23 protein-coding genes are annotated in these 23061 nt (G+C 57.4%); 8 read left to right on the top strand and 15 right to left on the bottom strand.

Translation table 11 applies throughout. The features are described from left to right. Window positions 1-6: 6 nt before the first annotated feature. Window positions 7-909, top strand: coding sequence for a M23 family metallopeptidase (locus BQ5361_RS05355; RefSeq protein WP_035472487.1), 903 nt, complete (start codon window positions 7-9; stop codon window positions 907-909). 13 nt (window positions 910-922) lie between these two features. Here BQ5361_RS05355 and BQ5361_RS05360 read toward each other — a convergent pair whose 3' ends face one another. From BQ5361_RS05360 to BQ5361_RS05405, 12 genes are all read right to left on the bottom strand, one after another. Then, the gene (locus BQ5361_RS05360; RefSeq protein WP_035472489.1) at window positions 923-2029 is read right to left on the bottom strand and encodes a glycosyltransferase family 4 protein; all 1107 of its coding nucleotides are present in this window, start codon (window positions 2027-2029) and stop codon (window positions 923-925) included. 9 nt (window positions 2030-2038) lie between these two features. Next, window positions 2039-2878, bottom strand: coding sequence for a glycosyltransferase (locus BQ5361_RS05365; RefSeq protein WP_035472491.1), 840 nt, complete (start codon window positions 2876-2878; stop codon window positions 2039-2041). Between the two features lie 307 nt (window positions 2879-3185). Then, window positions 3186-4181: an NAD-dependent epimerase/dehydratase family protein gene (locus tag BQ5361_RS05370; RefSeq protein ID WP_052131000.1), complete on the bottom strand. Its 996-nt coding sequence runs from the start codon at window positions 4179-4181 to the stop codon at window positions 3186-3188. A gap of 19 nt (window positions 4182-4200) precedes the next feature. Further along, window positions 4201-5064, bottom strand: coding sequence for an SDR family NAD(P)-dependent oxidoreductase (locus BQ5361_RS05375; protein WP_022064305.1), 864 nt, complete (start codon window positions 5062-5064; stop codon window positions 4201-4203). 59 nt (window positions 5065-5123) lie between these two features. Then, a complete protein-coding gene (locus BQ5361_RS05380; RefSeq protein WP_161940431.1) occupies window positions 5124-5678 on the bottom strand; it encodes a response regulator transcription factor in 555 nt (184 codons plus the stop codon). Window positions 5679-6105: 427 nt separating this feature from the next. After that, entirely contained in the window at window positions 6106-6249 is a 144-nt protein-coding gene (locus BQ5361_RS10675) for a hypothetical protein (protein WP_154818437.1), read from the bottom strand. 86 nt (window positions 6250-6335) lie between these two features. Further along, complete coding sequence (locus tag BQ5361_RS05385; RefSeq protein WP_035472493.1) at window positions 6336-6905, bottom strand: flavodoxin; 570 nt, start codon at window positions 6903-6905, stop codon at window positions 6336-6338. A gap of 12 nt (window positions 6906-6917) precedes the next feature. Next, window positions 6918-7736, bottom strand: a complete 819-nt coding sequence (locus tag BQ5361_RS05390) for a carboxymuconolactone decarboxylase family protein (RefSeq protein ID WP_022064308.1) — start codon at window positions 7734-7736, stop codon at window positions 6918-6920. An 11-nt stretch (window positions 7737-7747) separates the two neighbouring features. After that, a complete protein-coding gene (locus BQ5361_RS05395; RefSeq protein ID WP_035472497.1) occupies window positions 7748-8746 on the bottom strand; it encodes a flavin reductase in 999 nt (332 codons plus the stop codon). A gap of 11 nt (window positions 8747-8757) precedes the next feature. Continuing rightward, entirely contained in the window at window positions 8758-9318 is a 561-nt protein-coding gene (locus BQ5361_RS05400) for a sugar O-acetyltransferase (RefSeq protein WP_071424969.1), read from the bottom strand. Continuing rightward, a complete protein-coding gene (locus tag BQ5361_RS10680; RefSeq protein ID WP_154818438.1) occupies window positions 9299-9454 on the bottom strand; it encodes a hypothetical protein in 156 nt (51 codons plus the stop codon). Before BQ5361_RS10680 ends, BQ5361_RS05400 begins: the two co-directional genes overlap by 20 nt. Window positions 9455-9540: 86 nt before the next feature. Next, complete coding sequence (locus tag BQ5361_RS05405) at window positions 9541-10584, bottom strand: flavodoxin (protein WP_035472652.1); 1044 nt, start codon at window positions 10582-10584, stop codon at window positions 9541-9543. A 372-nt stretch (window positions 10585-10956) separates the two neighbouring features. On the opposite strand from BQ5361_RS05405, the gene BQ5361_RS05410 reads away from it, so the two are divergent. From BQ5361_RS05410 to BQ5361_RS05430, 5 genes are all read left to right on the top strand, one after another. Beyond that, window positions 10957-11664, top strand: coding sequence for an SIMPL domain-containing protein (locus BQ5361_RS05410; RefSeq protein WP_022064312.1), 708 nt, complete (start codon window positions 10957-10959; stop codon window positions 11662-11664). An 81-nt stretch (window positions 11665-11745) separates the two neighbouring features. Further along, complete coding sequence (gene mnmD / locus BQ5361_RS05415; protein WP_052131003.1) at window positions 11746-12435, top strand: tRNA (5-methylaminomethyl-2-thiouridine)(34)-methyltransferase MnmC2; 690 nt, start codon at window positions 11746-11748, stop codon at window positions 12433-12435. Between the two features lie 236 nt (window positions 12436-12671). Further along, on the top strand, window positions 12672-13127 hold the full coding sequence (locus BQ5361_RS05420; RefSeq protein WP_035472501.1) for a cytidine deaminase: 456 nt from the start codon (window positions 12672-12674) through the stop codon (window positions 13125-13127). Window positions 13128-13172: 45 nt separating this feature from the next. Next, window positions 13173-13898, top strand: a complete 726-nt coding sequence (locus BQ5361_RS05425) for an RluA family pseudouridine synthase (RefSeq protein WP_035472503.1) — start codon at window positions 13173-13175, stop codon at window positions 13896-13898. Window positions 13899-14058: 160 nt separating this feature from the next. Then, window positions 14059-14826: a head GIN domain-containing protein gene (locus BQ5361_RS05430; RefSeq protein WP_052131004.1), complete on the top strand. Its 768-nt coding sequence runs from the start codon at window positions 14059-14061 to the stop codon at window positions 14824-14826. Between the two features lie 248 nt (window positions 14827-15074). On the opposite strand, the gene BQ5361_RS05435 is transcribed toward BQ5361_RS05430, so the two are convergent. After that, window positions 15075-15935, bottom strand: a complete 861-nt coding sequence (locus tag BQ5361_RS05435) for a helix-turn-helix transcriptional regulator (protein ID WP_035472509.1) — start codon at window positions 15933-15935, stop codon at window positions 15075-15077. A 127-nt stretch (window positions 15936-16062) separates the two neighbouring features. On the opposite strand from BQ5361_RS05435, the gene BQ5361_RS05440 reads away from it, so the two are divergent. Further along, window positions 16063-16689, top strand: a complete 627-nt coding sequence (locus BQ5361_RS05440) for a nitroreductase family protein (protein ID WP_035472511.1) — start codon at window positions 16063-16065, stop codon at window positions 16687-16689. 676 nt (window positions 16690-17365) lie between these two features. On the opposite strand, the gene mutS is transcribed toward BQ5361_RS05440, so the two are convergent. Both mutS and BQ5361_RS05450 read right to left on the bottom strand, forming a co-directional pair. Next, window positions 17366-20095: a DNA mismatch repair protein MutS gene (mutS, locus tag BQ5361_RS05445; protein WP_035472513.1), complete on the bottom strand. Its 2730-nt coding sequence runs from the start codon at window positions 20093-20095 to the stop codon at window positions 17366-17368. A gap of 209 nt (window positions 20096-20304) precedes the next feature. After that, window positions 20305-21516: a DUF4465 domain-containing protein gene (locus BQ5361_RS05450; protein ID WP_035472515.1), complete on the bottom strand. Its 1212-nt coding sequence runs from the start codon at window positions 21514-21516 to the stop codon at window positions 20305-20307. A 263-nt stretch (window positions 21517-21779) separates the two neighbouring features. On the opposite strand from BQ5361_RS05450, the gene BQ5361_RS05455 reads away from it, so the two are divergent. After that, window positions 21780-22970: an alkaline phosphatase gene (locus BQ5361_RS05455; protein WP_052131005.1), complete on the top strand. Its 1191-nt coding sequence runs from the start codon at window positions 21780-21782 to the stop codon at window positions 22968-22970. Window positions 22971-23061 lie beyond the last annotated feature (91 nt).

Here is a 23061-nt window from a genome sequence, read left to right on the forward strand (position 1 = left end):
ACGACCATGAAAAAAGCAACCATCGCCGCAGCGCTCATGCTCGCGGCACTGCCGCTCGCCGCACAGCAGACGGGCGTTCGGGTAACCGCCCGCAATGCAGCAGACAATTCGCTGGCATTCGACGCCGCCATAACAGGATACGGCACCTTCACCATCCGCCTGGCCGTCGCCGACATTCGCAACCATGCGGGAGACGACGCCCTCACGGTCACCGTCACCACCGGCAACGAAGGGGGCGAAATTCTTTCGATCGCTCCGCAGGATGCCGCCCGACCCGTGACCGCCGACTTCTCATGGGACTGGATTAACGGAACGCTCGATGCCACGCCCGACCTCGGGTTCATCTACCGGCTGCCGATAGCCGCAGGAAAGAGCACGGCGGTGCGCTCGCTCACTCCTGCCGAAGCGGGGATGATGCGCGACAACATCGCCGATTTCCGCATGTGGGAGTTCGCCATGGAGCGGAACGAACCGGTATTTGCCATCCGAAAAGGGACGGTCATCCATGTAGAGGGCTACGACGCGGAGAACGGACAGGCAGGCGGCGGTACGATTATCGTCGAACATGCCGACGGGACGCAGGCACGCTATGCCTCGCTCCGCAGCGGTTCAGCCCTGGTCGCCCCGGGCGATACAATTTTTCCCGACACCCCGATAGCACTGGCAGGCGAACTGCGCAGCGGAGGTTACGGTGTACAGGTAGGCCTGTACCGTTATGCCTCCAACCGCAACACCGCCCTCTATCCCCACATGATGGCCCAGACGGAGTTCATCAATCCCCTCTTCATGACCGCGACGGGCAACGGTCTGCTCACCGACGGTCAGCGGGCGACGGCCAAAACGACGAAAAAACTGTTGGATGCCGAATCGGGCCGAACGAGTTTCTGGGAACGGGTATTCGGCCGCTGATGCAAAAGAAGCTCTATGAGCGGTCCCGATAGACCGCCGTGATTTCCCGGAAGAAGTGTTCGTAAGAGAGTGCTTCTTCCGCTTTTTTACGGGCGGCCGCCCCGAGCAACTCCCGCAGCTCCCTGTTCCGTATCAGTCCGCGCAGAGCCGCCGCCAAAGCCTCCGCATCGGAAGGCGGAATCAGTATGCCGTCCGTACCGGAAGCGACGAACTCCGGCTGGGCCCCGTTGTCGGTGGTAATCACTGCCCGGCCGGCCTGCATGAATTCGAGCACCGTAAGCCCGAAAGCCTCCTGCCCGACTGTCGGGACTACCCCAATATCGACCTGGCGCATAAACTGCGGCACATCGTCCAGAAAGCCCGTAAAAACGACCTTTCCGTCCAGGCCCAGCGCTTTCGCCCGGTCGCGAAGTCTCTGCTCATAGACCGGTTCTCCCTGCCCTGCGACCAAAAGTACGAAATCCTCCGACTTCAGCAGTGCAGCCGCATCAAGCAGCACCTCCACCCCCTTCTCCGGATGGAGACGGCCCGCATAAGCGACGACGACCGTATCGGGCGGAATACCGTACCGCTGCCTCAGAACGACACCTCCGGTCTGCAGACGGCAGGGCGGAATACTATTGTGAATGACCGTCACGCTCCGCGCCGCTATCTTCGGCGAAGAGGAGAGGAATACACGCCTGGCAAGTTCGGAGACGAAGACAATCCGGTCCGTCCGCCGGTACAGGTAGGAGTAGAGAAAATTCCTCTTCGCCGGCCGGACCAGGTGGCGCGTAAGGATAACCTTCGGTTTCCGGTCGGAAAGGGCACGGGCAAAGAGCGCAATGAAAGTATCCTTGAACTGATGGGTATGGACGATATCGGCCTCGACGGATTCGATGAGCCGCTTCATCTTCAGGATGGAACGGAGACCGAAACGGCTGCGGAGCGGAAACTGCACGAGCGGACACCCCAGCGAAGCGGTTTTCCGGCGGATGACTTCGCTTTCGCGCGATACCAACTGCACGCCGTAGCCCTCCCTCTGCAATCTTTCCGCCAGGTCGTAGACGTACTGTTCGCCTCCGCCCCAGCCGGCCGAGGCGAAGACCTGCACAACGGTTTGTTTTCCCCGCTCAGTCATACCCGCGGACTATTCGGTGGTCTCCCGGACGATTCCGTACGGCGTCCGTCCTACCCGGTTCCGGGTATTCTCCTCGTACAGAATCCGATTCGCCTCGTTATGGATGTCCAGCCGCCTGTGCTTCTTATGGTACACCGTGGCGTAATGGTTCATGACGAGCGGGCGGATACCGAGACGCACCAGCCGGTCTTCCAAATCGGTATCCTCGCCGGTTCCGGGATTTACATACCGTTCGTCGAACCCGTTGGCCTTGAGAAGGTCGGATTTGTACATGGAGAAATTACACCCCAATATCCCCTCGTAACGCTGGCGGATGAACCACCGACGCAAGGTCGGGGAGGTAATCCGGATACAGTTCTCCATATGTTTCTCTCCGCGCACGATGCCGGCATAGAGCAACGGCCACACCAATTTCCGCTCGAATCCCGGAGAAGCTACCTTCCCGACACTCATTCCCTCGGAGAGAACGGCCGGCAGGTCTACCCTCCGGCCGGCGACGACGAACCCTTCCCGCCGCGCCTTGCAGTGTTCCTCGACGAATTTCCGGTGCGGGATACAGTCGCCGTCCAGGAAAATCAGGTACTCCGTCCGACTCTGCACCACCGCCTTGTTGAGCATCCGGTTCTTGCGAAACCCGCAGTCCTCCTGCCAGAGATGAGTGACGGGAAAAGGTTGTCGGGCCATCAGCTCCTCCAGCCGGGCGACCACATCCTCCCGCGAACCGTCGTCCGCCACGATGACCTCGAAATCCTTAAAGGTCTGTTTCCCCAAAGCGACGAAAATCATCTCCAGCCAATCGATGCCGTTATAAAAAGGGATGATTATCGAAACTGCCGTTTTTGCATCCATTGCGTCCATGCATTTAACCGTCCGCAAAGATAGGAAAAGATTGGAACATACGGGTCGAAAACGACCGCCGCACCACGACACGACCGCTCCGTATGCCGGAGTACCGGAGCGGTCACCGACCCGAATGCATCGACTTTCCGAAAAACAACGGTTCTCCGGCCGTACCGTCAGGAAACTTTCCGGTTTGACTCCGAATAACGACTGCCCGCATCAAGAGCTCAACAGATATGGACAAAACCTCAAAACAGCGCCGCCAAAGCACCAATAATGGCCGACGGAAGGGGCACACAACGCAGCTTCGTCAACGTCATTTCGGTAACATCCCGTGTAAGCGGAACCAAGCAACGGCTTCATCGATTGCCTCGGCAAGAGGCCGGTAGTGCAGTTCCAGCTCCCGGATAGACTTAGCATTCGTGTAATAGTTGCCGATGCAAAGTATACGCATATTCGTACGCGAAACCTCGCTTCTCAGACCTGCTTTGCCCAGCAAATCTCCGATTGCACCGATAATGCGAAGCGACCAAGCAGGAATATGAATGAGATGCTGGCAATGCCCCGTGCGCTCAGCGAGCAGACGGTAGAACTCCGCATAGGAATAATTCTCACCCGCAAGGAGGTATCGTTCTCCGCTATTCCCCCGCGCAAGGGCAGCAACGATGCCCCGAGCCACATCGTTGGCCGCGACAAAATTTTTGCCACCGGGCGGACAAAACACGATACGACGGCCATACCCCATCAGGATGATACGTCCCGAACTCGGTCGGGAATCCCATGCACCAATCATGAAAGTGGGACAGACCGTCACAATTTCAACCTGATTCCGAAAATGCTCCAGCCGTTGCAACGCCTCGAACTTGCTCCTCGCATAGGCAGATTCGGTAAACGGAGCGGCCATGGACCTCGTCTCATCGCCCGGCTGTCCTTTGGTACCATAAGCGAAAACATTCGCACTGGCGACATTGACAACTCGTTTCACACCACACTCGGAAGCGAGTTCAACCAATCGCTCCGTCGCCGTCACATTCACCTGTTCGTAAGAATCATAAGAACCCGACTGCCCTGTTTTGGCAGCGCAATGCACCACATAGTCGCACCCATGCATCGCCCGACGTAAAGTTTCTCTATCGGTAAATTCACCTTCGACAAGTTCCAGCGCCGGGTCTTCGACTCCCACATAGGAACCGAGACAGCGAAGCAGACCCCGTACCGCATAACCGGCCGATAACAGCTCGCAAATCGTATGTGTCCCCAAGAGACTGTTGGCTCCGGTAATAAGAACAGTTTTCCCCATAACAAACTTCATTATAAACCATGGTCCGGCGTCACCGGGTCGGAACAGGCGGCACATCAAGCTCCCGAGCGACGACGCGCGACATCAGCCGGATACGGATAAATATAGGAATAAGCAGGAGCAACAATCCGTTGATGCGGTTCGACCAGCCGGGTAGAATGACCGCCTTGCGACGCAACAGTCCGCGGAGACTAATGCGGGCCACCTTCTCGGGGGAAAGCAACCCCAGCCGGCCGAAGAATTTCTGTCGTTCGATACGGCCCGTTACCTCTCCATTGGTCTTCATCGGTCCGGGAGTAACGACGCTTACCGCAATTTTTGCACCGCGCAACTCTTCCCGCAAACCGAGCGAAAACTGGAGCACGAAACGCTTGGTGGCGGGATAAACCGTCTTGAAACCGGTTGGCGAAAAGGCCGCCATACTCGCTACATTGAGAATGAAAGCCTCGGGAGCACGTTGCAGATTCGGAAGCAGATAAAAGGTCAACAGCGTAGGAACCGAGACATTCAAGTGTAAGATGCGGTCAAGATAATCGGAAGTACAAGATGCGAAACGTCGTGTTCCGCCAGTCCCCGCATTATTAATCAGCATGAAGAGCGGATAACCGGCATTGACATCCCGACAAAGGACACTCAATGCCTCTTCGTCGCACAAATCAATCTCGAAAGGAATACATCGCACCCCCAAACGCCGCGACTCGATAACCACCTCATTCAGACCGCTATCGGGCAATGAAACGAGCACTGTATCGATACCGCACCGGGCCAGTTCGAGAGCATAGCAACGTCCCAATCCCTGACTCGCACCCGTAACGAGCGCATAACGGCGTTCCTCACCAGCCACATCGGACTCCAGACCTGTCCCAAAATTCAGCGATACCCTCCTTCGATGCATACGACAATTCTTTTCGGACAAAATTAGACTGTCGCAAAAAAGGGGGAAATACTGAAAATTCAGTATTCAATCAACCCCAAAGACTGGCCGTACCGTACGGCCTCATGCGAATTGTCCGCATTCAACTTCTCCAAGATATGCTGTCGGTAGGTGTTAACGGTATGGACGCTTATATGCAACATCTCCGATATCTCTTTGCTCAATTTACCTCGAGCAATCAAAGCCAATATCTCCAGCTCGCGTTTCGTCAAGATGGATTCGCTCTGAAAATACCGGATTAAGGGAGAAAACACCTCTCCTGTAACGGTATTGACAATCTGGTAATTGACCGTAAACGGCGGCAGTTGGTTGGGCGAAATTTCCAACACACACAATGTCAACCAGATATTACCTATCCGGTCGGTCTCCAACACCCGGAACGATTCGGTAACACGCCGGAACTTATCTCCCATCCTGACCCTGTACTCCCGTATCGTCTTCATGTGGGCGAAGTTTTTGTTGCCTTGAAATACATGTTTAAGGGATGCTATCGCATTCTTCAGCACGTCATCCAAATCATCGGGATGAACCTCCACTTCTCCGCTCCCGAACAGTCGCTTGTGATATTCCGACACATACACATGTTCATTACGGCAATTGTCGTAAATCGTAACGGCAACACACTGCAGTTCGTTCGACCGAGAAAACATGTCGATATGTTGCTGTAACCGATTATAGTCCAAAAATCGTCCTTCAGGCCGCTGGGAATACATCAACTGTTTATATTCTTTTTCTATATCTTTTACCATCAACTCCATTCAAAGTCTTCACAAATTTAAGGAAAAGATTAGAACTTAACGGCCGAAAGCAACTGTACGCTCCGCAGCCGGAGCAGTCGCCGAAAGATAAGCCGCGAGTATGCTGGCATCTGAATGGTTGCCGCTCAGATTCTCTTTCCGCTGTGCGCACAGCACCGCATAAATACCCGCTTATCGCCACGAGCGCGAACAGGATTTACACATCTGGCGTTTTGTTTTTGAAGTTTAGCGTATTCCCCATCGGTCACGGGTCGAGCCACTCGGTAAAGGCATCCTCGCCGGTCGTATCTTCCGCCCACCGTGCTATCCGGTTCTTCGGAAAGCCGCCCGTTGCCACAAGGCGTGCCGGAGGACAATGGCTCTCCGGCACGCCTTGCAGTCCGAACAACCCCGCACTCCTGCCGTTTCCTCTCGAAAAAGACCCTCCGTCCACGGGCCGGAAACCGTACGGATACCCCTTGTTCGTTCGGGCAGTCAATATCCCAACGCCTCCACCCACTGCCGGACGGTCTGCTCGTCGGTACGGTTGAGCAACCTGCCCTTCTGCCAATTCAAACCGGGATAGGCTTTCTGCAACTCCGCCACGCTGTTGGCAATACCGCTGCCGCCCGACGTAGCGAACGGAATGACCGTCCTGCCTTTCAAATCATGGCTTTCGATAAACGTATTGACGATTCTCGGAGCAAGGCCCCACCAAATGGGATAGCCGATGAAAACGACATCGTAATCGGCGATTTTTCCCTTTTGACTCTTGATTGCAGGACGAGCTTTCTGGTCGTTCATCTCCACCGAACTGCGCGACTGCTTGTCGTTCCAGTTGAGGTCGGCATCGGTATAAGGCTGTGCTGGGGTAATGGCATAGAGTTCCCCGCCCGTTGCATGCGCCACCTTTTGGGCCGCACGCGCCGTTGTGCCCGTCGCAGAAAAGTAAGCAACGAGGATTTTATGATTCGATTGTCTGCTGTTCATATCCTGTTTTTGTTGTGCGGAAGTTGCGGTCGCCATACCGACGACCGACAACAATATCAATAAAAATTTATACATGGGAAATCCCTTTTATTTCTGAAGTTCGTCGTACTCCCCGTCGGTCACGGGGTCGAGCCATTCGGTAGAGGCGTTTTCTCCGGGAAGCTCAAAGGCGAGATGCGCGAACCAACTATCGGCCGCCGCGCCGTGCCAGTGCTTTACATTGGCAGGAATGTGGATGACCGTGCCGGGAAGAATCTCTACCGCCGGTTTGCCCTCCTCCTGATACCAGCCGCGGCCGGCCACGCCGATAAGCATCTGCCCACCGCCCGTCGTCGCACGGTGGATATGCCAGTTGTTGCGGCATCCCGGTTCGAAGGTGACGTTGGAGATGCTCACCTGTTCCCGCGAGATTGGCGCGAGGTAACTGTTGCCGATGAAATACCGGGCATATGCCGTGTTCGGCTCACCGATGGGGAATATCATCTCCCGCTGGAAGGCCGCTTTCGCATCCTCGCCGGGCGTATCCTCCGCCCACACGTCTTTGGCGAGGCGGAAAGCCGCCCACGCCTTCGGCCAACCCGCGTAAAATCCGATATGGGTGATTATCTCCGCAATCTCGGTGCGGGTGATGCCGTTTTTCTTCGCTTCCTGAAGATGGAAGCCCAGCGAGCTGTCGGTGATACCCTGACTGATGAGCGAGGTTATCGTCACCAGGCTGCGGTCGCGCAGCCCCAATTTGTCGGTACGGCTCCACACCTCACCGAAAAGGACATCGTCGTTGAGTTCCGCGAATTTGGGGGCGAAGTCACCCAACTGGTCGCGCCCCGCCGTCTGTACTATCTTTTCCTGTGCCATAACATTGAATGTTAAGATACTGAATAGTGAAACTAAAAGAATCTTCTTCATAATCGCATGATTTATCGGATGAAGTTATTGATTCGGTTCGAAGAGTCGAGGGGTGTCTGGTCCGACAATACCAACGCCTTGACCATATGCAGCGTCTCCCGCTTGTACTTTTGGAAATGGGGCGAAGCGATATGCGATTCGTATGCCTCCCGGCTTGCGTAGGTTTCGAGAATGGTTATTCTGCAGGGATTCTCCTTTTCATGAACCGCATACATGGTCAGTACGCCCGGCTCGGTGCGCAGGGAGACTCCGCCCACCTCGGTCGCATATTTCATATACTCGTCAAGGAATTGCGGGTAAACCTCGATTTTCGACAGGCGCACGATACCGTCGGCGGTCATCGGCTCCTTGGCGCACATTCCTGGCTGCTTGTCCAGGTTCAGGCATTTGCCGATGACCTCTCCCGTGGCGAGATAGGAATAGGTCGGAAACTCGAACAAGACAGGCTTCAGCCTCGTATAATCCAATTTGCCGTTGCTGTCGAGCACATCGGGAGCGGCGTAGGTGTTCGCCACGGAGCAGATAAAGTTGTCGAAGCCCTCGGTTTCGTAAATATCCACCACGTTACACTCCATTGTCAGTGGGGAGACATCTATCACGGGTGTACCGTTTTCGCCCCAGTGGTAATCGAACACCCCCGACTTATCGACCGATGCGCCGCTCACGCTGCCCACGTAGTCGGCTTCCGGCAGCATTTCACGACTGACCAGGTTGATAGAAAGTTTTTTGGAATCTTTTATCCCTCGATTGGTATGATGGCTTTTGCTCATGCTGACCACTATCCGGTCATGACCGATAATGCCCGTATGTCCGACGACAAGCCAGTTCACCTTGCCCCCGACCTCCGCACCGACGACCGTCATCGGTTTCGGGTAGAGTGCCAACAGGCTTCCGATATTTCGTTTTTCCGTTTCCATGATATTGGGACGATTCATGTCATTTTCCACTGTCGTACCGCATGACGACAGGCAGCACAGCAGCAGTACGCTTAACAGGAACCTCTTATTCATCTTTTCCGTTTTCAGATGTATTTGATAAACTTCGCCGGCACTCCGCCCACGACCGTATTCGCGGCCACGTCCTTCGTCACGACCGCACCCGCCCCGACGACGGCATTGTCTCCAATGGTCACCCCCTGCAGAACGGTCGCGTTGGAACCTATCCAGACATTTTTCCCGAGAACGATAGGGGCGGGAAAGGGATGCCTGCGCGTTTCGGGCGGCAATCCGTGGTTGAGCGTGGCGAACACCACATTGTGTCCGATTTGGCAGCCGTTCCCGATGAAGACGCCGCCGTGGTCCTGAAAATGGCAGCAGGCATTGATGAAAACATCCTCGCCGACAGTAATGTTCCCGCCGAAATCGGTATAGAACGGCGGAAAGAGACGGAGCGACTCTGGTACCTCATAGCCGAACAGTTCGGACAGCAATCCCCGCACCTCGTCCGGCGTATGATACGCCGTATTCAACCGGAACGTGACCCGCCTCGCCCGGTCGCTCATTTCGTCCATGAAACGGTGTATCTCCTCCGTATCGAGCGGACAGCGCCCTTTCACATACTCCTTAAATTCTTCGATACTCATATGGTTTCCTTTTTTCAAATTGCCCCCACATATTTCCGGCCACACCCGACGGTGCCTTCGCCTCACGAATATCGCATGCTGCTCCGCCGGTCTCTGACAGGGACACCGGCAGGCCGCCGATATCTTCCATCTCCATTCCCGTCGCACCTTTCCCGGTCCGCCCCTTTCCCATCGCCGCACGGCAGGCGAACGAACAGCACGCGACAGCCGCCGACCGTGCGTTTACAGGGACAGCGTGACGGTAATTTCTCCCACACCACCCAACAAATCGAGCATCTCTTCACGAGTAGCCACGCCATCCACCCTGCCCAGCCGGGTAAAGTTCCACGAATTGGTATCGTAATAGATAACGAACGAATCCCCCTGATACAAAATCAGGTCGCCCGGGCCGGTCGTGGTCTGTCGGTCGTTGCGGGGAAGCGATATGCCCAGCGAACCGACTTTTTCCATGTCACCGTAATCGCTCATCCGGATGGATAACGGACCTTGTGCAAGACGTTCTTTAAGGGCTTGTGTGGAGGAGTTCTCCTCCAGCGTAGCAGTAAAGGTACTGCCTTCCACGGTAAGTTCAAGCGTATTTGTCTGCATAGGCTCTTCGCTGTCGTTGTCGTTCGCCTCCAGACGTTCCAACCAGGCGGTGACGCGCGGCTCCGTCTCTTCGAGCGTGTTTTGCGTCAAATGCAACACCTCCGTAAATTCAGCATCGGGGCAGAGGCTGCGGGCCTCACCGACCGAGGCGGAAACACCGCTGCTTCCGCTGGTGGCGAAGAGCGCAATCCGCTTGCCGGCAAGTTCCGAGGCGTGTGCATACAGGAACGCCTGCATCGGCGAGGCCATGCTGCCGTACCATATCGGATAACCGACGAATACGGTATCGTAGTCATCGAAGTGCTCCACGTAGGTAGCGACAGCCGGATAGTCGCCCTGCCGGATGGCAGCCAACTCCTCCTGCGCCCGTTCCAGCATGGCATTGTAATCGTCTTCGTAAGGCACCGCGGGTTCGACCTCCAGCATATCGCAATCGAGCACTGTCCGGATTTGCCGCGCCACACGTTCGGTATTGCCCGTACGCGAACAGTAAAGCACCAGACTGCGCCCCCTGCCGCCGGGGAGCGGCTCCGCCGGTTCATCATCGTCCCCGCCGGGTTTTCCCGGCGTTTCGGGTTGCGAAGGCTGTCCGGGTGCGAAAGGCCCGTCATCGGTACCGCCGCAGGCTGCCGTCGTCAGAACGGTCAGCAGCAATGGAATCCACAACAACTTTTTCATAAATCCTTCAATTTTCATAACCGTTATCGTCCGGCCGTCCCTGTTCCCGCCGCAACTCCCGGACCGGGCACACGGACATCTCTCCCTGCCGTCCCCTTCTCCGTCCCTCTTTTCGACAATGCAAAGTTACCGCACCAGACGGAAGCGGACTTAACGATATACGGGAAGTTCTTACCAATTTTACCGATTTCCCTCCCCGCGCCGCTTCCCTCCCCTGCGGCCGGAGAGAAGCGCGGCGGTTGGCCGGTAAAAAATATTTTCCCATCTTTGGTACGCAGAACAAATTCTCCCGGAAAATTCCGGCCCGATTTATGGAATACGACACAACGGTGCATCCATAAGATAAAAGTCCAACAAAAACGAAAGAAAGCGATGAAAAAACTCCTTATCATGGCCGCCGGACTGCTGATGCTGTCCACGGCCGCCTCTGCCCAGCAGACCGAAGCCTATCCCAGCTACATCATAGTGACGGGGAATGCCGAACGCGAAGTGACGCCCGACGAAATATACGTGGGGATAACCATCGACGAAAGCGACAGCCGCAGCGGCAAAGTCACCGTAGCCGAACAGGAACGCAAAATGGTGGCCGAACTGAAAAAGCTCGGCATCGACGTGGACAAGGATTTGCAGGTGGGCGACATGTCGGGCGACCTGAAGAGCTACGTACTGCGCCGCGACCGCGTACAGACGCAGAAGAACTACGTCCTGAAGGTAAGCGACGCCGCAACGCTCGGCAAGGTGTTCCAGGCCCTGGCCGCCATCGACATCTCCCGCATGAACCTCATCAAGGCCACGCGCAGCGACCTCGAACAGATTAAGCTGGAACTGCGTGCCGAAGCCATGAAGAACGCACGCCGGAGCGCCGACACCCTCGCCGAAGCCATCGGACAGAAGGCCGGCAAGGCTTTCATGATAATCGACAACAACTACTACGGCAGCGGTACGGTCTATTTCAACGACGCGATGCCGGTAGCGCGCTCGGCCAAGATGGAGGCGGCAGCGACCGATACGGGCGCTTCGCTCGAATTCCAGGACATGAAAATCAACTGCTCGGTAAACGTCCGGTTCGTACTGGAATAACGACCGGGCCCCAAGCCCCTTCCCCAGGCCGGCGAGGGAAGGAGCCGCCGCACCGACGGCCGGTGCCCGATACGACGAATTATGGAAACGATACACCCTGAAAAGGTGACGACGGATGACGGAACGGCAACGCTCCGTCATCCTCTTTTCGGCGACACCTACCACTCCCTGCACGGTGCAGCGACGGAGTCGGAACATGTCTTCATCCGCAACGGACTCGCCGCCGCAGGCAGGAATTCGGTACGGATACTCGAAGCGGGATTCGGCAGCGGCCTCAACGCCTGGCTGACGCTGGAGTACGCCCGACGGCACGGAATACGCATCGACTACCGTGCCGTGGAGCGCTACCCCGTGGATGCGGAGACGGCCTGCGGACTCGGCTATACGGAAGACACGCTCTTCGCCGACCTGCACCGCAGCGCATGGGACAGGGAACTGCCCCTCGCCGAGGGATTCACGCTGACCAAATACGCCGCCGACCTGACCGAACCCGGCCGGGAGTGGGAACGCTACACCTACGACCTGGTCTACTTCGATGCCTTCGCCCCCGCTACGCAGCCGGAGATGTGGACGGCCGACATCTTCCGACGCATCTTCCGCATACTCGCACCGGGAGGAGCCCTCGTAACGTACAGCGCCAGGGGAACGGTCAAACAGGCACTCCGCGAGGCGGGATTCACGGTGCGGCGGCTGCCCGGCGCCCCCGGCAAACACCATATGCTGCGGGCGGAAAAGCCGGTCGAGCCACCGGCAGGCCATCCTGCCGAATGACCGGCCGCAGACACGGCAGTGAGATTACGCCGCGGCACACGGTGCCGACGGCAAGATGACGACGGAGCGGACACACTCCCCGCAATCCGCTCCGTCGGACCTATCGCCCGATGTACCGCCGGGCAAGGAAAACCTGCATTTCTTTGCCGGCCGTTCCTATTGCGAAGCGGTTGCTACCGTTATTTATATTACCTTTGACGGTCGGCATGACGGAACATGCGCCGACAAGGAAGGCCATGGAAAAACAATACACATTCCCTTACAGGCAATACACCCTACCGGACGGCGCAACGCCGGAGGAGAGGCTCCTTATCGAAGAGGCCCGCAAAGCGGCCCAGGGCGCCTATGCCCCCTTCTCGGGCTACCGCGTTGGGGCCGCCGCCCGGTTGGCGAGCGGGCGGATAATCACCGCCGCGAACCAGGAAAGCGAAGTGTTTCCGGCGGGCCTCTGCGCCGAACGGGTGCTGCTTTTCAGCCACCTGGCCACCGACCCGGAAGACCGGATAACGGCTCTGGCCATCGCCTCCGTCCCGGACGATACGGAGTGTTGTCCGTGCGGCGGATGCAGGCAGGTAATGCTGGACACGATGCGGCGCCAGGGTACCCCCTTCCGCATCATTATGAGCAGCGAGCAGAGCGCCACGGTCGTGGACAGTCCCGCCTGCCTGATGCCTTTCCCTTTCGGCCTCTGACAGGCCCCCGGAAAACGGCCGACGACAACGCATTAAAACCGATATATGGCAAACGATACTTTCACGGGAGGATTCTCCGCCGGGGACATCCTCTACGAGGACAACCACCTCATCGCCGTCAACAAACGGGCCGGACAGCTCGTGCAGAGCGACACGGCGGGCGAACCGGGCCTCGAAGAGATGATAAAAGCCTTCATCAAGGAGCGCGACGGCAAACCGGGGGAGGTGTTCCTCGGCGTCGCCCACCGCATCGACCGGCCCGTCAGCGGTGCGGTACTCTTCGCCAAGACGAGCAAGGCGCTGGTAAGGCTGAACGAAATGCTGCGCGACCGCAGCGTAAAGAAAATCTACTGGGCGATAACGGAGAACATTCCGGAAGAACCGGAGGGTACGCTCCGTCACTGGATGACGCGCGACGGCAAGACCAACCGGGCACACGCCTACGCCTCGCCTCGCGGCGACGCCAAAGAGGCCGTGCTCCGCTACCGGCTTCTGGGCGGCAGCAAGAACTACCGGCTGCTGGAGGTCGAACTCATCACCGGAAGGCACCACCAGATTCGCTGCCAGCTTGCAAAAGCCGGGTGTCCGATAAAGGGCGACCTGAAGTACGGTGCACCGCGCTCCAACCCCGGCGGCGGCATCTCGCTCCATTCGCGCAGCCTCTCCTTCGTCCATCCCGTACGCAGGGAACCGCTGACGATAACCGCTCCCGTCCCGAAAGAGGACAGCCTCTGGAGTTTCTTTGAAAAGTCGCAGGGCGGAGACGAATAGGCACCCGGCGGCAGAATCCGGAAAATTTCTCGGCCGGCGGTGTTACATTTTTCCGGCCGGCACGTCCCTATATGAAAAGGGCGTCGGGCGGTACTTTTTCCCGGCCGGGGCGCCCTGACGGCGCCCGCCCCGCTGGCGGAAACAAACCACAGAAAGTACCATGAAAAGAATCTTCACCCTCCTTTTTTGCCTTCTGGCCGCAGCATCGGCGACCTCAGGTCATACGGCAGAGCGACAGGACGAGGCCTGCAACACTACCCATGCGGCCGACAGCAGCATCCGTCCCGCGAAAAAATCGGTTACCCAGCGCCGGGAAGTCCGCAGATTCGAAGAGATTGCGGCATCGTCCGGCATCACCGTACTGGTAAGACAAGCCGACGAGTGGACGGTGGAAGTCTCCGCAGACGAGAACATCATCGACCGCGTACAGACCGAAGTCGTGGGCAATACGCTCCGCATCCGCTACCGGAACAACACCTCCATCAACGGCCGGCATGAACCCACCGTCGTCCGCGTCTCCTGTCCGGTGCTTACGAACATCTCGGCCACCAGCGGAACGGACATCACGTTCACGAACCTTTTCGAAGGGGAAGCGCTGACCGTCCATGCCACGAGCGCCGCACGTATCGACGGGGCCATCCGGTACGGCAGTCTCATGCTTTCGGCCACCAGCGGCGCCGACATCACCCTGACGGGCCGCAGCAGACACTCCACCCTCACCGCAACGAGCGGTGCGAACATAGACGCATCGGCCCTCGTCAGCGAAGAGGTCTCGGCCTCTGCAACCAGCGGAGCACACGTCAAGACCTATGCACACACCCGGCTCACGGCAAAAGCGACGAGCGGCGCCATCGTAGTATATTACGGCAATCCGACACAGACCGACATTTCGGCCACCAGCGGAGGCAGCATCCGGAAACGGCCCTGACCTGCTGCACGGAAACGGATGCCTTCCCCCGTAAGGGAACAGCCAAGCGGACCCCGGCGGCAGTTCTGCCGCCGGGATGCAACCGTTACAGGCAGCCACTGCTCTGCAAACATCACGGCAGCTTGCGGGCACTATCCGTCCCCGCAAGCTTATACGACAAAACCAACAGCCGCATTACAAAACGGTAAGATTCTCAAAATATCGCCGCAACGCTACCGTCAGAAAGGACAAAACGGAGACGGGCAACGTCAGGTCTGCTGCAATCGCTTCCGATATTGCGACGGGCTCGTTCCGATATTTTTCCGAAAGACCCGAATAAAATGCGGTAAATCATTGAATCCTACGAGATAGCACACTTCGGATATGGACTTCTGCGAGTGTTTCAACAATTCGCAAGCAGTGTTCAGCCGGTATTGCGTCACGAACTGCGAGAATGTCATTCCCTTACAACGCTTGAAATAGGAACAGAAAGCGGAACGGTTCATCCCTGTCTCCGCCGCCATATCGTCCAATGATATTGGATGAATGTAGTGTGCCATGACATAAGCATGGATTTGCTGCATTCGGCGCACATCACGTTCCATCCGTACCGGCTTGCCCGCAAACGAATAATCCGATGCCGTAAAGATGACAGGCAGCAGGCGGAACATTTCGCATAGCCGCTCCAATTCATTCAATCCATTCATTTTATGCAATGCCTGACGGACAATCCGGGAACTTCGCACGCCGAATTTCAACGCCTCGGTCGGGAAAACGACCCCCGTCAAGCCGTTCCGTAATTCGGGAAAGACCTCCATGCACCTCTGCACAAGGGTATGCCTGAAAGCCACCATAAGATAACGGATACACCCCTCTTTGTCAGCCGAAGAGGGGGCATAGTCCCAATGATGGTGCATGGAGGGCGGAATTAGCACCACATCTCCCGCCGCAAAGGGCTGTAGCGTGTCTCCGGCCGTTCGCGCCCCATACCCCTGCAATACATAGTACAGTTCCCACGCATCGTGCCGATGCAGTTTTGCTTCCATCCGTACATCCACCCGTTGGTCTATAAAAAAGAACGAATGATTTTCCTGGTCCGGCAAGTCATACGGTATTACGACATCTTTCATATCACGGCTTCGAATACATGCAAATTTACGACAACTATTCGACAAAACAGGACAAAGATACGACAACAATACACCGTATCTTTGTAGCAATTAACGACAAGAAGTCTGACTTATAAATTAATTGCATATGGAATTCTATGAAGTATTGGAAAAACGCCGCACATACCGCGATTTCTCCGACCGCGAGGTCAGCGACGAGCTTCTGAAAAGAGTTATCGGTGCGGCATTCAAAGCCCCGACCAACGACCACCTGCGGCAGCTTGAATTCATCGTGGTGCGTGGTCGAGAAAACATTGCCCGGATAATCACTCCGCTTGCAAAGCATATGGCCGCATTCAAGGACCTTGTTTTCGAAGCGGACGATTCAGGCGACAAGGACAAGAGGGCGATGTTTGCCGATGCGCTGCCCAAACAACAGAAGATGCTTCTGGATAGCGGGTTACTTATTCTTCCGTTTTTTCGGCAAAAGCAAAGTCCCCTGCTGGAACCGGCAGAGCAAAGTTCGCTCAACTATTTCGCCTCCGCATGGTGCGCCGTGGAAAACATGCTGCTCGCCGCAGCCGCCGAAGGATTGGGAACGGCCTTCCATATACCCGTGAGCGACGAGGCCGAAATGATAAAGAAAATCGTAGGCGCTCCCGAAGACTACGAATTTACTTGTCTGCTTACAATAGGCTACCCCGCTGAAAACGCTTTTTTACCCAAACAAAAAGAAATCGACATCGAAGACAGAATACATGAAAACATTTGGTAAAGGCGGTTTTCGATTTTAGGGAAAGGCTGCTGAACCAGACATCCCTCTGACGGGAATTACGCGGCAGGAGGGATTTGGGCGGGCCAAAAAACGCATCAAACGGGACCTCCGGTTTCCACACCTGCATACTGTCTTTGCATACGCTTTCGTCCGGTTCCATGCCCCGGCCGCAGTATCCGCACCCCGTCCTCCTTCCCGTAACGTGTTCCCGCCTTCGTATGACATGTAATGGAGTATAGTCGGCTCCGAACAGCCCGGCAACAGCCGAGGATAATTGGAATCCGCCATCCGAATATACCAAGCCTCCCCAACGATACGACGCTTCGCCCTACTCAGACAAAGACAGGGGACAACCGGCAGGGAACAAGGAAAATTTCGAGGCCGCAGCCAACCACGGCGGCAAAAAACACGCTGAAAGACAATGACTGTATGCCATAAGAAAAGTAACGATACCGACAACTATGAAACGCAAGAATGAAACGCGACGGCTGAGGACAACCCGCACGCCGGTCCGACGCAGCGACGGCAGTACCCCGAACCCGCACGGTACCGGAAAGGAGATACCACACCGCCCGACGGACAAACCATATACCACGTACGTCCGCAGAATCGCACGACATGCAGCCGTACCGATTACGGCCGCCGCGCCGCCGTGCACGCCCTTTTGGCATACCGGTCAAAGGCCCGTTATCCGCTTGATGTCGTTCAGCATATTGAGCGCCTGAATGGGCGTCAGCGAATCGATGTCGAGCCCCCGTATCTGGTCGCGTATCTGGACGAGCACGGGGTCTTCCAACTGGAACATGCTGAGCTGTACGCCCGGAAGATGTTCCTCGGCGCCTGACGTCTTCCGCCCCTTGCCGCGCCCCGAAGGCTTCGCAACAGCCCGGACGCCCGCCGGTACGGCAGCCTCCTCCCGCACATCGCTCCCGGTCTCCTCCCCTGCGCCTGCGGCGGCACGTCCGGCCCCCTCCAGCGACGCGAGAATCGCCTCCGCCCGTTCGATGACCTTGACCGGCATACCCGCCATCTTGGCCACATGGATACCGAACGAGTGCTCCGTTCCCCCGCGCACCAGCTTGCGCAGGAAGAGTATCGTCCGATTGACCTCTTTCACCGAGACGTTGTAGTTCTTCACCCGCGGCAGCAGCTCCTCCAGCTCATTGAGCTCGTGGTAGTGGGTGGCGAACATGGTCTTCGCCCGCGCGGCCGGATGGTTGTGGATATACTCCACCATGGCCCAAGCTATCGACATGCCGTCGTAGGTACTCGTTCCGCGGCCTATCTCGTCGAGCAGAATGAGGCTGCGGTCGGAGAGGTTGTTCATGATGGAGGCCGATTCAAGCATCTCGACCATAAAGGTACTCTCTCCCTGCGAGATGTTGTCGCTCGCCCCCACCCGCGTGAATATCTTGTCCACCACGCCGATATGGGCCGACGAGGCGGGCACGAAAGAGCCCATCTGCGCCATCAGCACGATGAGGGCCGTCTGCCGCAGCAGGGCCGACTTACCGGCCATGTTGGGCCCCGTTATCATCATGATTTGCTGCGACGTATCGTCGAGATAAACATCGTTCGGGATATACTGCTGCCCCACGTCCATGAGCGTTTCGATGACGGGGTGGCGGCCGTCGCGGATATCTATCACCTTGTCCTCGGAGAGTTCCGGCCGGCAATACCCCCGTTCGGCCGCCATGACGGCGAACGAACGCAGGCAGTCGGCCCGCGCCACCACTGCCGCATCCCGCTGAAACGCCGCGATGGAACGGGAGAGGAACTCCACCAATCCGGCATAGATACGCTGCTCGATGGCGAGCATCTTCTCCTCGGCACCGAGTATCTTCTCCTCATACTCCTTGAGCTCCTGCGTAATGTAACGTTCGGCCGAAGTCAGCGTCTGCTTGCGTATCCAGTCGGCCGGCACCTTGTCCTTGTGGGTGTTCCTCACCTCGATATAGTAGCCGAAGACGTTGTTGAAGCTCACCTTGAGCGACGGGATACCGGTCGCCTCGCTCTCGCGCCGCTGTATCTCGGCAATCACGTCCTTGCCGTGGCATGCGATGCGGCGCAGGTCGTCCAGTTCGAGGTCCACGCCATCGGCAATGATACCCCCCTTCTGTATCTGATTGTTCTGCGGGTCGGGAAACAGCTCCTTTTCGATACGCTCCCGCTGCTCCTCGCACAAATCGAGCCCCTCGGCCAGCGAAGCCAGCGCCGCATCGTCCGAGGCAAGGAGCACCCGCCGCAGGTCGGCCACGGCTCCCAGCGACAGTTTGAGCTGCACCATCTCTCGCGGCGTGATGCGCTGGGTGGCGATACGCGACGAAAGCCTTTCGAGGTCGGTTATCCGTTCCAATATTCCGCCGACCTCTTCCCGCAGCCCGTCGTCGCCCCGAAACCGCTCCACCACGTCGAGCCTACGGTTGAGCCGCGCGACATCCTTTATCGGCAGCGCTATCCACTGCTTGAGCAGACGCCCGCCCATGGGAGTGACCGTCCGGTCGATGACATCCGCGAAGCCGCACCGCTCGCGCAGAGAGTTGGACGAAAAGAGTTCGAGGTTGCGTATGGTGAAACGGTCTATCCACACGTAGGCGTTCTCGTCGATGCGCGAAATACCCGTAATGTGGCCCACATTCTTGTGTTCCGTAAAATCCAGGTAGTAGAGAATGGCTCCTGCGGCCGAAATGCCGCTCGTCATGGAGTCGATGCCGTACCCCTTGAGCGAGGCGGTACCGAACTGCTTGCAGAGCTTCTCCCGGTTGATATCCTCGGCAAATACCCACTCGTCGAGTTTGTAGGTATAGTTACGGGTACCGAACGCACGAGTGAAACGCTCCTCCCAGCCCCGTTGGTAGATGATTTCCTTCGGGGCAAGATTGGACAGGAGCTTGTCCACGTAGTCGTCCCGCCCCTCGGCTACGTAGAACTCCCCGGTCGAAAGGTCGAGAAAAGCCACTCCCGTGGTCTTTTTCCCGAAATGTACCGATGCGAGAAACGTATTTTCCTTGTTGACGAGTACGTTGTCGCTCAGCACCACGCCGGGAGTGACCAGTTCGATGACTCCCCGCTTCACGATTCCCTTGACGAGCTTGGGATCCTCGAGCTGCTCGCACACGGCCACCCGCTCCCCTGCCCGGACGAGTTTCGGCAGATAGGTATCCAGCGCATGGTAGGGAAAACCGGCCAGCTCCACATAGCTGGCCGCTCCGTTCGCCCGGCGGGTAAGAGTAATACCCAGAATACGGCTCGCACGAACGGCATCTTCGCCGAACGTTTCGTAAAAGTCACCCACCCGGAAAAGCAGCACTGCATCGCCATGCACCGCCTTGATGGAGTAGTACTGCTTCATCAGCGGCGTCTCCACATATTTCCTATCCTTCGCTTCGCTCTCCTTTCCTGCCATAATGCAACTGCCTTAACCACCTGCAAAGTTAAAAAATTCTCCCGAAAAACATTTCGTGAAACCCAGCCGTCCACGCCTCCCGGAGGGGTGACAGGACGGCAGTGCGACGGCGACAAAACGCCCGTCCGCAACGGAGCGAATCCGCAAGAATAACGAAAGAGGCATCCCCCTTTCGGGAGGATGCCTCATGTCCGAAACCGCCTCGGCGATTATTGCATTTCGATGTTGTCTATACAGAAGAACGCAGGTACGTTCAGACCGTACTCACCGACGTCGTTGGACTCGATGGAGAATACCACACGCGATACCTCTCCCAGCGGCGAAAGGTCGAAACCGGCCCACGTTCCGAGTACCTGCTCCCCTTCGGCCAGGCGGAAGGAAGCCGTGGAGGTCTGCGTTCCCGCGGCATCGTACCCCGTGACGACGAGGTCGACCCAAAGCGCCTCTTCGTTCTCTTCTTCTCCTACGCGCGGATGCGCCACACAATAGTGATAGGTCTTGTTCGCATTGGCCACCTCGGCGGAAACCAGCCGTACCGGTTCGGAGAACTCGATGACCGGAACGCCGTACTCCCCGCCCCAGTCGCCGAACGCATAGCCGACGGCGAACTTAGTGTTATCCGATGCATAAACGCTGAACTGATTGGAATAATCCATGCCGAGGTCTTCCAGGTCGCGGTTGGCCGAAAGGGCGAAACCGCCCCACGACTCCCACGTTCCGTCATAGGCATAATAGCTCCCGAAAGAAGCGGCCCCTTCCGTATAAAGCAAGCCGTTGTACACCTGCGAACCGTCCACTTCCGCGGCTTGTTCCCGGCCCCACAGGATATCGGAATAGGTACCCGTCGCCGCGGACAGCTCCGCCGCCTCGAAAGTTACCGTCGTCGTTTCCGGCTCCACGGGGCCCGTCCCCTCGAACGCTATCTCACCGTAGTAGGTGAACTCCAGCACCCGGTCCCATACGTCGGTTACACTGCCTTTTATCTCATACTTCCCGTTGTAGAACGACACCGTCACGCTGCCGCCGGAGAGTGCCTGTCGGTCGCCGCCGTAACTGTACTCGGTGAAGACGCTCAACGTACTCTGCGCCGAAGCAAGGATAACGCCGGCCTGAGCATCGGCCGAAAAGAGGTACTCTCCGGAAGCGATTTGCGCCTCGGCTCCCGAGGCGGCCGTCACGAGCTCCAGCGCCAGGGAGATATCCGCATCCTTGTAATTGTCCACCGCCGCCGTACTGTGTCCGTTCGTCCAGAGCGTTACCGCATAGTGCCTCAACCCGGCCTCCTCGCCCCGATAGACCGCCTTGCCGTTGGTCAGTTTCTTGAAATTCATCGGTTCGGCATTTCCGCCGCCACCCCTCTGACAGCCGCCGAGCGACAGTGCAGCAGCCGCAACCGCCACGAATAGAAAAATCCTCTTCATCTCTTCTGCAAATTATATATCTGTTTATCCGTATCGAACGATATCCCGGCCCTGTTTCTCCCGGGCCGTCCGAAATACGAACGGATTTCCGCTGCCATGCGTATCACAAATCCGAACCTTTTTCCGCTACAAATGTATTACAAATACCATACGGTTGCAAAAACAGCGTTAAAATCGGGTTACGTTCCGCAATGGGGCATCGGAACGCCCTATCTTTGTTCCGTGCGGCATACAGGCACACGCAACGGCATCGGAAAAGGTTTATGAAAAGAGAGATTTTCCCCACCCTGCTGGTTTCGGTACTCTGCCTGCTCGCAGCCTGCACAGGAACAGGCGACGGGCAGGAACCGGTCAGGAATATCATCTTCATGATAGGCGACGGCATGGGGCTGCCGCAGGTAACGGCCCTTTCGCTCGAACAGGGCTACGCCCCCACCCGGATGGAGCGGGCGACATACACGGGCATCCAGAAAACCTACTCCGCCGGAGGGCGCATCACCGATTCGGCAGCGGCAGGTACAGCACTCGCCTGCGGCGAAAAGACGACCAACGGAACGATAGGCATGACGCCCGACGGCCGCCCCCTCGAATCGGTACTGAGAAGGGCGCAGCGGGCAGGCAAAGCGACGGGAATCGTCGTGACATGTGCCGTCACGGATGCGACGCCCGCCGCTTTCGTCGCCCATAACCCGGACAGATATGCACAGGAATACACGGCACTTCAATATGCCGGCAGCGGGATAGACCTCCTGGTCGGTGCCGGCCGGGAGTATTTCGACCGGCGCAGCGACGGCCGCGACCTGACAGACGAGATGTGCAGCCGGGGATACGCCTTCGCACCGGACCGGGAGGCCCTGCTCGCGGCACGGACGACGCCGCTGGCAGCCCTATTTCCCGGCGACGCACTACCCCTCGCAGCCCGAGACACGGCGGGCATACGGGGCGATTACCTCGCCCAGGCCACACAGAAAGCCATCGAACTGCTGTCCGGAGCAGGGCACGACGGCTTCTTCCTCATGGTGGAGGGCTCGTTGATAGACCGTGCTGCGCACGAAAACGATACGGAAGGGATGCTGGGTGAACTCCGCGATTTCGACCGGGCCGTCGGCACCGCGTTCGATTTCGCCGACCGACATCCGGGGACACTTGTCCTCGTGACCGGCGACCACGAAACCGGAGGTCTCACGCTGATACCTCCCCACGGGGAAGAGACCGGCACAGCGACCGCCGAATACGTCTTCTCGACCGACTGTCATTCGGCCACCTTCATCCCCGTATTCGCTTACGGAACGGGAGCGGAACACTTCACGGGCGTGATGGAGAACACGGCCATCGCCCGCAAACTGAAGGCATTGATTGACGGCGGGTCCCGACAAGCAACCGACCACACGCATCCGAAGGCAACGACCGAAACGAATTTACGGGAAAGGCACACACAACAGCCTTTCCCGTAAATTATCTAAACCACGAATCCCCGTTGGAGGGATTTTCCTGCGACCGAAGGCGGGCATATAATGGGGGTTCCGCCTTCCAATCGGTACGGTA

This window comes from Tidjanibacter massiliensis (assembly GCF_900104605.1).
Taxonomy (GTDB): Bacteria; Bacteroidota; Bacteroidia; order Bacteroidales; family Rikenellaceae; genus Tidjanibacter; species Tidjanibacter inops.

What these genes read in the sequence shown, in the direction of transcription:
- BQ5361_RS05400 (WP_071424969.1), bottom strand. Translation starts at nt 9,318, where the DNA reads ATGAGTATCGAAGAATTTAAGGAGTATGTGAAAGGGCGCTGTCCGCTC.
- BQ5361_RS05355 (WP_035472487.1), top strand. Translation starts at nt 7, where the DNA reads ATGAAAAAAGCAACCATCGCCGCAGCGCTCATGCTCGCGGCACTGCCG.
- BQ5361_RS05405 (WP_035472652.1), bottom strand. Translation starts at nt 10,584, where the DNA reads ATGAAAAAGTTGTTGTGGATTCCATTGCTGCTGACCGTTCTGACGACG.
- BQ5361_RS05450 (WP_035472515.1), bottom strand. Translation starts at nt 21,516, where the DNA reads ATGAAGAGGATTTTTCTATTCGTGGCGGTTGCGGCTGCTGCACTGTCG.
- BQ5361_RS05395 (WP_035472497.1), bottom strand. Translation starts at nt 8,746, where the DNA reads ATGAATAAGAGGTTCCTGTTAAGCGTACTGCTGCTGTGCTGCCTGTCG.
- BQ5361_RS05455 (WP_052131005.1), top strand. Translation starts at nt 21,780, where the DNA reads ATGAAAAGAGAGATTTTCCCCACCCTGCTGGTTTCGGTACTCTGCCTG.
- mutS (WP_035472513.1), bottom strand. Translation starts at nt 20,095, where the DNA reads ATGGCAGGAAAGGAGAGCGAAGCGAAGGATAGGAAATATGTGGAGACG.
- BQ5361_RS05365 (WP_035472491.1), bottom strand. Translation starts at nt 2,878, where the DNA reads ATGGATGCAAAAACGGCAGTTTCGATAATCATCCCTTTTTATAACGGC.
- BQ5361_RS05375 (WP_022064305.1), bottom strand. Translation starts at nt 5,064, where the DNA reads ATGCATCGAAGGAGGGTATCGCTGAATTTTGGGACAGGTCTGGAGTCC.
- BQ5361_RS05360 (WP_035472489.1), bottom strand. Translation starts at nt 2,029, where the DNA reads ATGACTGAGCGGGGAAAACAAACCGTTGTGCAGGTCTTCGCCTCGGCC.
- BQ5361_RS05435 (WP_035472509.1), bottom strand. Translation starts at nt 15,935, where the DNA reads ATGAAAGATGTCGTAATACCGTATGACTTGCCGGACCAGGAAAATCAT.
- BQ5361_RS05420 (WP_035472501.1), top strand. Translation starts at nt 12,672, where the DNA reads ATGGAAAAACAATACACATTCCCTTACAGGCAATACACCCTACCGGAC.
- BQ5361_RS05370 (WP_052131000.1), bottom strand. Translation starts at nt 4,181, where the DNA reads ATGAAGTTTGTTATGGGGAAAACTGTTCTTATTACCGGAGCCAACAGT.
- BQ5361_RS05385 (WP_035472493.1), bottom strand. Translation starts at nt 6,905, where the DNA reads ATGTATAAATTTTTATTGATATTGTTGTCGGTCGTCGGTATGGCGACC.
- BQ5361_RS05440 (WP_035472511.1), top strand. Translation starts at nt 16,063, where the DNA reads ATGGAATTCTATGAAGTATTGGAAAAACGCCGCACATACCGCGATTTC.
- mnmD (WP_052131003.1), top strand. Translation starts at nt 11,746, where the DNA reads ATGGAAACGATACACCCTGAAAAGGTGACGACGGATGACGGAACGGCA.
- BQ5361_RS05410 (WP_022064312.1), top strand. Translation starts at nt 10,957, where the DNA reads ATGAAAAAACTCCTTATCATGGCCGCCGGACTGCTGATGCTGTCCACG.
- BQ5361_RS10680 (WP_154818438.1), bottom strand. Translation starts at nt 9,454, where the DNA reads ATGGAGATGGAAGATATCGGCGGCCTGCCGGTGTCCCTGTCAGAGACC.
- BQ5361_RS05425 (WP_035472503.1), top strand. Translation starts at nt 13,173, where the DNA reads ATGGCAAACGATACTTTCACGGGAGGATTCTCCGCCGGGGACATCCTC.
- BQ5361_RS05430 (WP_052131004.1), top strand. Translation starts at nt 14,059, where the DNA reads ATGAAAAGAATCTTCACCCTCCTTTTTTGCCTTCTGGCCGCAGCATCG.
- BQ5361_RS05390 (WP_022064308.1), bottom strand. Translation starts at nt 7,736, where the DNA reads ATGAAGAAGATTCTTTTAGTTTCACTATTCAGTATCTTAACATTCAAT.